The sequence below is a fragment of the Gluconobacter sp. GP1 genome (assembly GCF_032913585.1).
Taxonomy (GTDB): Bacteria; Pseudomonadota; Alphaproteobacteria; order Acetobacterales; family Acetobacteraceae; genus Gluconobacter; species Gluconobacter cerinus.
Genome location: NZ_JASGXC010000012.1, coordinates 23571 through 33214 on the forward strand (window position 1 = coordinate 23571; position 9644 = coordinate 33214).

A 9644-nucleotide genomic window follows, 5' to 3' on the forward strand; every position below is an offset into this window, starting at 1 on the left:
TTTGTTACCGCCCGAGGATCTGACAGCGCTTCGCGGGCACGTTCAGAGCCTGCTGGATCTGCCGGGACAAAGGGCAGGCGAAGAAGAAATCCGGTTTCTTGCGCTGACGATGCTTCGACAGCCGGGAGACCTGGCGCGGCTTCACGCGCTCGCGGCGTTCAGTGCGGCACAAGGTCTGGCCTGCGTTGTGACGGGAGATGTGCTCTACCACGATGCGCGCCGGCACGTTCTTCAGGACGTGGTCACGGCGATCCGGGAAGGCTGCGCCGTCGATGACCTCGGCAACCGCCGTCATGTCCATGCCGATCGCCATCTGAAAGCCCCTGAAGAGCAGGCACGCCTGTTTGCTGCTTTTCCTGGCGCCCTGGCCAACACGCGACGGATTGCGGAGGCCTGCGCCTTCAGTCTCGATGACCTGACCTACCAGTATCCGACCGAAACCGAGCGCGCAGGCGAAAGCGCGCAGGAGACCCTGACACGTCTGGTCCAGGCCGCACTGCCGCGTCGCTACCCGGCAGGGGCGCCGCCTGAAGTCGAAACGCAGATTGCCCACGAGCTGAGGCTGATCGGCTCTCTGTCCTACGCGCCGTATTTCCTGACAGTGAATACCATTGTCCGCCATGCCCGCTCGCTTGGGATTGTCTGTCAGGGGCGGGGATCAGCCGCGAACTCGGCCGTCTGCTACGTCCTGGGAATCACCAGTATTGATCCGGTCCGCTCCGGCCTTCTGTTCGAGCGCTTCATCTCCGCCGAACGGCAGGAGCCACCGGATATTGACGTCGATTTCGAGAGCGACCGCCGAGAAGAGGTCATCCAGTGGATCTACCGGCATTACGGCCGCCACCGCGCGGCCCTGTGCGCGACCGTGCAGCGCTATCAGCCCAAAGGCGCGTTGCGGGAAGTCGGCAAGGTTCTGGGTTTGCCCGAAGATCTGACCGGCCAGCTTTCAAAGCATGTGGCCTCCTCTCTGGCCGATCCCGATCTGTGCAAGGCCCGTGCGGCGGATCTTGGCCTGAACCTGAAGGATCGCCGCCTCAGTCTGACGTTCCATCTCGCACGTCTGCTTCTCGGCTTTCCGCGCCAGCTTGGCACGCATCCGGGCGGCTTCGTGCTGACCGAGGATCGTCTGGACGAGCTTGTGCCCCTGATGCCGACGGCCATGGACGGGAGGCAGATCATCGTCTGGGACAAGGATGACATCGACGTCCTGCGCTTCATGAAGGTCGATGTTCTGGGTCTGGGGATGCTGGGCTGTCTGCGTCGCGGGTTCGAGCTGCTGCACACCGTGTATCAGACGCGGATGGATCTCGCTTCGATCCCGGCCGAGGATCCGCAGACCTACTGCATGATCCAGAAGGCCGAAACGCTCGGCACGTTCCAGATCGAAAGCCGGGCGCAGATGTCGATGCTGCCGCGCATGAAGCCTGCGACCTTCTATGATTTGGTGATTCAGGTGGCGATCGTGCGGCCGGGACCGATCCAGGGGGACATGGTCCATCCCTATCTGAGGCGGCGGGAGAAACTGGAGCCTGTCACCTATCCGTCTGAGACCCTGCGCGGGATCCTTGGGAAGACATTGGGCGTGCCGCTTTTCCAGGAGCAGGCCATGCAGGTGGCCATCCACTGCGCAGGCTTTACGCCAGGCGAAGCCGACCAGCTCCGCCGCGCGATGGCGACGTTCAAAATGACCGGTGGCGTGTCGCCGTTCCGGGACAAGCTGGTGAACGGAATGCTGGCCAATGGCTATGAGCAGGAGTTTGCTGAACAGACCTTCGCGCAGCTCGAAGGGTTTGGCAGCTATGGGTTCCCCGAAAGCCATGCCGCCTCGTTTGCCCTGATTGCTTACGCCTCGGCCTGGATGAAATGCCATTACCCGGATGTGTTCTGTGCCGCCCTGCTGAACAGCCAGCCGATGGGATTTTATGCGCCCTCGCAGATTGTTCAGGACGCTCAGCGTCACGGGGTCGAAGTCCGGCCGATCTGCATCAACGCCTCACGGTGGGACTGCACGCTGGAGCGCGGCCGGAACGGACGGCACGCGGCCGTCAGGCTGGGCTTTCGAATGGTGAAGGGGCTGGCGAACGGCCATGGGGCCGCCCTGATTGCGGCCCGGATGCCGGACTATGAGAGTATTGACGATGTCTGGCGCCGTGCGGATGTGCCGGTCGCGGCCCTGAAATGTCTGGCGGAAGCGGACGCTTTCCGGGTGTTCGGGCAGATGCGTCGTGCTGCCCTCTGGTCGATTAAAGGGTTGGCGGATACCGCCCTGCCGCTGTTTGAGGCAGCGGATCGGGGCCGGAACTTTCCGCTGCCGGAAGTGATCGAGCCGGAAATTACCTTGCCGATGATGTCAGAGCGGGCGTCGGTGCATGAGGATTACCGGGCGACGGGACTCAGTCTGAACGGGCATCCGGTCGCGTTTCTACGGGAGGGCCTGCGAAAGGAAGGGATCGTTCGTTGCGGGGATCTCCCTTATCTGCGGGATGGACGCCGGATCCAGCTCACCGGCTTGGTGCTGATGCGGCAGAGGCCAGGGACGGCCAACGGTACCATGTTCGTCACGATCGAAGACGAAACCGGCACTGCCAATCTGATCGTCTGGAAGGATGTGCAGGAAAAATACCGCCGCCCCCTTCTCGCGTCCCGTCTTCTGGCCTGTAAGGGCAGGCTGCAGAAGGAAGGCAATGTGATCCATGTTGTTGTGCTCAGTCTGGAAGACCGCACGCCATTGCTTCAGGGATCAGAGCCGCTGAAGGCACGAGACTTCAGATGATATTCACGATAAAGAAAAAATTAGGTCATTAAAATTTGAGATTGTATGCGCAAAAAGACGAGTGAATCTTATCCAGACCAACCTTGGACGTCTATTAATTCAAGATTGATAGAAAGAACCATGAGATCATCTAGACCTCTCATTTATAACGTTGGCGACGGTGACATTTGGAATACTTGGCGTGGCGGTACGTGCTTCGCTATTAGATGGCGTCTTGGAACGAAGAATAGATACTTTTGTGTAGCCGCTCGGCATACGATCGTCAAAATGATGGGGGGAGAATTAACCCCCGAGAACGTCGATAATATCAGGGTGTTGAGACATTCGAATATTGAGCGACATGAACGTCTTGTCGAACGAGACTGGGCAAGAATAGTCACCTATCATCCGTTTAGTGAGGAGGCTAAATTTCAGCACCTCTAGCTCAAAACGTCTCTATTTTATAAAATCTCATGCCATTGGCTTTGCATTATTTACATGTTCACTCCACTCCGAAGCGTCTATGCGGAGATTCCATTCGGAAAATCGCAAGCATCGGCGTCGCGTTAAATCAAAAACGTGACGGTTACTGCTGTCTTAACTGGCTTAAAGAATGTGCGGGTGAAAATACCCTCGCCGTCTGCTGGCTTGCAAGTGCAGGCTTCAAAAAGATGGCCACCAGATTCACATCGTTGTGCTCAGTCTGGAGAACAGAACCACATTGCTTCAGGAATCTGAGCTGATGAAGGCACGGGACCTTAGGTAGGAAACATAATCGGCTCGACCGATCTTATTTTGAAAACGAAGAGGTTTTGTTGGTGTTGAACCTGTGGGGTTGTGGGCAGAGCCGCGACCTGTGGTCAGCCTGCAGGGCTTTCCATCAGGACGCGAGCGGCCGTGAAGCGGCTGTCCATAAATCCACAGGCTTTACGCACGTCGAAAGTCAAATCCGCACATTATTCATGCGGCTATAACGGTGCCTCAACCTTCACGACTGAAACACGAGCGTTCGAGTAAGGCGTAGCGGACGGATCAGGATGCGTGATGATGTCTGAACCGGCAGCGACGGCGAGCAACGTGCCAAAATATGGATCATTTTCTTCTGCGATCGAGAGCATCTCGTTCGCGCTGACGGGCGCGCCAAACTCTTTCCCGAGCTTGCTCAGGATATAATTGTCCAGCACCGCATGAATCATGAATGGCTGGTTCCGGAGAGACAGCAGAGCTAACAGATTTTCTGGCATGTCTTCGTCAGGTTCCGCCTCCATGACGGCATCCACGCTATCAAGCAGAACGTGGAGCACCACACCATATACCGTGATCTCCAACGCACGCTGCGCCCCTGTCTCCGTATTATTCACGGCTGTATTCCCTGTTCGCTGCACGACATCAGTTGGACTTTGAGTTGGGAAACATCCGTTTCCCACATGCTTTTCATCACCGCGGCTCAGCACGGGGTTGAAAATGCTTAATTCGCTTTGCCAGACAGCGTTGCCTGATTGGCGGCCACAGCCTTTTGCGAGCTGATCGAGTTTAGATCATCGGCCGTTGCGTCCGCCTGAACCTTGGCCTTGCCCGTCTGAACCTGCTGTAGCCCGGTCGTTGCTTCTTGGGCCATGTTATCCAGGCTGATCGCACCAGCTGCTTCCGCCGCCTTCGGCGCAACGGCCTTTTCATAGATGATTGGTGCGCCATCGGCCGTCGTGGCCGGCGCACCCGGAGCGGGCGCCGCAGCCTCAACAGGCGCAGACGCAACAGCAACCGGTGTGACGCTCACAGGCTGGCCGGGCTGTGTTGTCACCTCCGCCTGTAGAGACGGTGCGGCTGGAACCGCGACAACCGGGGTGCTGTAAGCCGTGCGGTTAATGATCAGATGATCGGGGCCGGTGGAATCCGTCGGATCCTTGTCATAAATGTCGACAAGCTTGTCGTTACTGCCAAAGCAGAACAGAACCGTGTGCAACTGCGGGCGGGTTCCAGCCTTCACCGGTGCCCAGATCACCTGCGCCAAACCAAGGGTTGCAACGCTCGTCACAACTTCACCCGCCTTCATGGCCGCACGACCACCAGCCGTCAGGCCGGTCGTGTAAATTTTGTAGATATCGCAGGACCGACCGTTCTTCTGGATCGTGCCCTCAGCCTTACCGACCGTACTGACAACGCCGAAACGGTCTGTGTTCTGGTTGAACTGGCTCAGCAGCACGGGCTCAGGCGCGGGCATCCCGCTGCTGCAGGCCGCCAGAAGCAACAGAGCAGAGCTGGAGAAAAGTGTTTTTGAAATGGCTTTCAGTGTCATGACGGACCTGTCGATCACGGTCCCTGCCTGACCGACAGGGACACAGTGTGTTGCGTTATGAAAAGTAATAACCGATTGCGCTTATACGTCAATAAGCGATTGCGGTTATTATCAAATTGACACTGACGCCTGCTCCCGTGTAGCGAGGGTCCATGGGAAGACCACCACTCGATATCAAACTCACATCCGTGCGCCTGAATTCCTCCGCGCGAGAGAGGATTGTTCGTCTTGTCGGACAAGGAGGTATGGCGGAGTTTATCCGTGAGGCCGTTGAGAAAGAGTTAAAGCGCCGCGAGCAGTCTCTTCGACGTCAGGGCGATCCGACCTCAGATCCCTGACGGCTTCCGCCAGCCCTGCCCCCAGAAGCAGAAAAGCAATCCCGCCAAGCGGCATGTTCAGGAAAGCGCTCTGCGACGACAGAGGCCACTCGTGCAGGACCGCGGCCCCGAAGAGACCGACACGCCAGCCAATCTCCTCTGCGGAAAGCCCGACCTGCCTCCTGGCGGTTCGTCCCAGAACAAGCCACCAGCTTCCGATCATCGTAATAAACAGAGCAGCGCCCGGAAATCCGCTGTTTGTCGCGGCTTCAAGCACATGATTATGGGTGTGCTGAACACACACTAACACCCCGCCTCCATCCGGCTGCAGATGGCTCGGACCGGGCCTGAGAAACTCTTCAGATCGACAATAATGCCGGAACGCATCGTCCCCTAACCCCATAGCCGGGTGTGCTTCGATCATCACGGCCGCCCGGTTGTAGATCTGCCCATACGGGGAACTGGCGAAGTGGGCGAGCTGCGTCTGGGTCTTTGTCACCAGATGCCCGAAAGCCTCCGGGGACGCGGAAGCCAGCAGTCCAATGAGAACCGGACTGGAGACCAGAAGCGCGAGCGCAGGACGCTGCAGTGACGGGAGCACCAGGGCACAGACGCCTGTGCCGAGAAGAAATGTCGCCAGAGACATCCGCTGGCCAGCCAGCACGAGCAAACCGAGAACCGGCAGCATGGTCGCACCCGTCACGAGTGATTTTTGCCAGGACCGTGTCACCCGTTCCCCCAACAGCGCCCCAACAAACAGAGCTGCCGGAAGACCCAACAGTGCAAAAGGCGCGGACACACGCGGCTTGTCGTAGGGGCCAGTGAGTGTCCCATCCCCGAAACGCGGATTGCCAAACAGGTTATGGCCCGTAACCGCCTGAAGCAGCATTTGCCCCCCCAGATACAGCACGCAGGCGACAACCAGACGGCGACACCATGTCCGGGTCCCGGAATCCTGCAACGTCCAGAACGCCAGGGCAAAGGCCGCGACCGGAAAACGGATGGCGAGCAGCGCCTGGGTGAGGCTGGCAGTCGCCTCTGCCAGAACTGGCATGTGCCGTGGCACGGAGCAGAGAACCAGCCACCCCCACCAGACAAGGGCCGGCCAGATAAAGCCCTGCCGACACCAGGACCAATCGCGGGTCAGGGCGCTCCGGAGCAGAAATCCGACCGCCAGGCTATCCAGACAGCCCTCGGCGATGCCGCGCCAATGTACCAGAAACAGCGGCAGAAGCAGGGTCGCGAATGCGCCGAGACGATCCAGCAGTCGCAGAAGAACGGGCTTTTCAAACATCATTCTGTCAGATCCAGCTCGCTCGCGTCTTCGGTCCCTGCACGCTTACAGCGGCCATTGAGACACCGGCCTCGGCCAGCATCCCCACTTCCCGGGTGCGATGATCCCGCAGTGCATACAGGCTGCGATCAAGGAACAGCGTGTTTCGTGCCCCGCGTTCGATCAGGGAGCGGAAATAAGCGTCCCGGAACCGGATGACCGCGCCCCGCTCCAGCCGTGACGCCATAACGATCACGGCGACGGCTGCCTGCAACCGGCCCAGCACGACACAGGCCTGCGACCAGGCATGACAGGTTACACCCACCTGCCCCGACAGATACTCCGCTGCCTCGATCAGTTGCTCGGCAGTCGGCCGACCGGAGGAACAGAGATCCCGCAGACTGCTGCAGATCTCGAGATAGAACGTCGCTGTCCCCTTGAACCCGCGCAACGCTGTCCGGTCATACACGCTCGAACGGTCGGTTCCGGAACTCGGCCCTTCACACCGCATGTTTTCAATGCGAATGCCGCTACCGGCGGCTACGTGATCTACTTTTTTAGAAGATTGAATGTTTTTAGTATCTGTATAGTGGGCCCCGTTTTGAGGACCCATGGGCCTCATTTCTGCTGGATACGACGTTGAAAAAACTACGTTTTCCACAGGCGCGTTATCCGGGCCGGATTCAGGCTCGGCGCACTGCTCGACCACAGCCGCAGAAAGGGCCAGCATCTCCCGGTACAGCCCTTCCAGAGTAGCGAGCTGCACCGTCCTCAGACGGCTGCGCATGATCCCCACTGCTTGCTCAAGGATGGGCTCCAGTCCGAGAGTTTCTGCCTGTGCGCGGACCGTGTCGTTCAGGCTGGCAATGTTGTCACGTAAAAAGGAGACGCGCTGGCGCAGTCGCCGCTGTTCCGCGCTCAACGCCAGCAGATCCGGCCAGCGGTAGCGCAGGGACGCCAGATTGAAGCCAACCTGCGTTTGGCCCTCTTCCGTCTGCCACCGTCGGCCGCGCTGCCCGTTGCGTCCGTCCTGGGGCACCAGAAGCCGCGCGTCCGCCAGCTCCCGGATGTGCCGCTGCAGCGTGCTGCGCGACAGTCCTGTCCAGGACATGAGCGTGGTGTTGTGCGCGTAGATGAAGGGCGTCTCAAGCGCCGTCCAGGCGTCCGGAGAGGTCTTCTCCACCATGATGATCAGCGTCGAGGCTGCTCCCCGGCTGACGGGCAGGACACCGCGGAGGGATTTCAGCATGTTCAGCATATCCCGTTTGCCGGGTTCAGCCGGGACGGGGGTGGTCAGTTCGTCGCGTGCGGCCAGCATGGCCTCACTGATCCGGCGTCGGCCGCGCCGCGTGCACGGGGCCTGCGCCCTCTGCGTCTGTGCAGAATGCTCCATTGATCGGTCCGGTCTGGGGGTGAAGGGACCACCTCACGGCCGGACACCAGACAAAACGCTCCCGTTCGCAATTTAGTGCTTGCGTTTCGAAAAGAGCTGACGCTAGATGAATTTAACGAATTACTCACCTAGCAACTGTTTTGCCGGAGCCCTGGCTCTTCCGATCGCCAAATCGGAGGAGGCGGGGTTTTTGGTTTGTGGGCGCTACGTCATCGGGGGTCCTCTGGATCGACTCGCTGGCGCCGCCCACAGGGACGTCTCCAGACATCCGGGCATCGTGCCTCCGTTCGGGCGCTGCAACAACCTCGAAAGCGTCCGCTCAGAAAAATAATTGAGTAAAAACGGGCATTTAGTGTGTCCATTTTGGCGCGTTATTTTCAACTTGTGACCGCCTCTGTCGCCCCACTGCCCATGCGGCTGGCCACCGTCTGCTGGTATTGGCCCACCGTCCAGCCGCTCATGTTGTTGGCCGCGAGCGTCTTGGCGGAGACATACTGGCTGAGTGGCGTACTCGCATTTGATTCGGTTGCAATGGCCGCGCCGGCTTTGGTGCCGAACATGTAGGCGCCATAGACCTGCGTTCCGGTGGCCGGTGCGCCTGTCGAGCGACTCACGGCGGACGCGTAATCGCTGATGATGGCGCTCGCCACCTTGGCCTGGGCCACGGGATCGGACCGGTCGGCCGCGCTCAGACCGAGTTCCGAGGCATACTGGTTCCAGGTGCCGTCCGTGACCTGCCACACCCCCTGCGCACTTGAGGACGTATTCCCGACGTTCTGGAAATGGCTCTCGATCTGCCCGAACGCCGCCAGCGTGTCCGGATTGATCCCGGCCGCCTGTGCCGCAGCCACCGCGTCCGCACCATAGGTCTGTGACATCAGTGTCGCGTAAGCATCCGCCGTTCCCCACGCGCCCTGATACGAGGATGTGGCGGTGGTCCCGCCAGTCGTCGTCGAGGTCGATGGCCGCGTAAAGACGGGCGAACCGGGTTCCGGGTTGGTCGGCACGATCTGCTCAGGCACCGCCCCGAAAGCAGCAGTGACAGGACCGCTCACGCCGAGGGTCAGCAGGGCCAGAACCGGGAAGGCTTTCACTTTGCCGGATGCGTAAACAGGACCATCCCGGCCGCGTTCTCACCCGAGACAACACAGGCCCGGGACGCCCCGTCCACGAGCGGGCGATAGGCTACGACATCGGCCTCCGGGATCCAGGCAAAGGTTGTTCCCGAGCGCAGAACCTGCCGCCAGCCCTGAAAGACTGTGTCCGTCACCGCGATCTGCGGAGCGGCGGTTCCGACACGGACAGCGCCACGACGCGGCTCGGCAAAAAGCGGCTCGAAGTCATGAGCGGGACTGCGGCAGGTCACGGGAACCGGCGTAGCGTGCAGCGTCTGCGGAGCCTGCGTGACTGTCGGGGGCGGGCCCCAGTTGCGAGAACCGAGTTCCGACTGACGCTCCTGCGACAGTCTGTCGAGCTGCTCAGGCGTCAGATGCTGTGCTGAGGCCTGGGACACCAGAGGGGTCGCCAGCGAGACACAGACGGCGAGCCAGAAGCGAAAGCGCATGGTGCAGAATCCTTGAGAAAGTACCTCCCCATAGTCTGACTGATCCGAA

General features: G+C 60.0%; 7 protein-coding genes. 1 reads left to right on the forward strand and 6 read right to left on the reverse strand.

Going from position 1 to position 9644, the window contains the following annotated elements:
* Nucleotides 1-2773 (forward strand): error-prone DNA polymerase (locus tag R5H23_RS15730; protein ID WP_317216003.1); only part of this gene is annotated, 2773 nt, incomplete at its 5' end.
* 947 nt (nucleotides 2774-3720) lie between these two features.
* Here R5H23_RS15730 and R5H23_RS15735 read toward each other — a convergent pair.
* From R5H23_RS15735 to R5H23_RS15760, 6 genes are all read right to left on the reverse strand, one after another.
* Complete coding sequence (locus R5H23_RS15735) at nucleotides 3721-4113, reverse strand: hypothetical protein (RefSeq protein ID WP_317216004.1); 393 nt, start codon at nucleotides 4111-4113, stop codon at nucleotides 3721-3723.
* Nucleotides 4114-4220: 107 nt separating this feature from the next.
* On the reverse strand, nucleotides 4221-5066 hold the full coding sequence (locus R5H23_RS15740) for a hypothetical protein (protein ID WP_235149235.1): 846 nt from the start codon (nucleotides 5064-5066) through the stop codon (nucleotides 4221-4223).
* Between the two features lie 237 nt (nucleotides 5067-5303).
* Complete coding sequence (locus R5H23_RS15745; protein WP_317216005.1) at nucleotides 5304-6662, reverse strand: O-antigen ligase family protein; 1359 nt, start codon at nucleotides 6660-6662, stop codon at nucleotides 5304-5306.
* Nucleotides 6663-6666: 4 nt separating this feature from the next.
* Nucleotides 6667-8031: a replication initiation protein RepC gene (gene repC, locus R5H23_RS15750; protein WP_317216006.1), complete on the reverse strand. Its 1365-nt coding sequence runs from the start codon at nucleotides 8029-8031 to the stop codon at nucleotides 6667-6669.
* Nucleotides 8032-8408: 377 nt separating this feature from the next.
* Nucleotides 8409-9125 (reverse strand): transglycosylase SLT domain-containing protein, encoded by a 717-nt coding sequence (locus R5H23_RS15755; RefSeq protein ID WP_317216007.1) that lies wholly within the window; start codon nucleotides 9123-9125, stop codon nucleotides 8409-8411.
* Nucleotides 9122-9644: hypothetical protein (locus R5H23_RS15760; protein WP_317216008.1), on the reverse strand; the 523-nt coding region annotated here is incomplete at its 5' end. The genes R5H23_RS15755 and R5H23_RS15760, both read right to left, overlap by 4 nt.

Excerpts from the sequence above, each read along its gene's own strand:
- R5H23_RS15745 (WP_317216005.1), bottom strand. The coding sequence starts at position 6,662 with ATGATGTTTGAAAAGCCCGTTCTTCTGCGACTGCTGGATCGTCTCGGC.
- repC (WP_317216006.1), bottom strand. The coding sequence starts at position 8,031 with ATGGAGCATTCTGCACAGACGCAGAGGGCGCAGGCCCCGTGCACGCGG.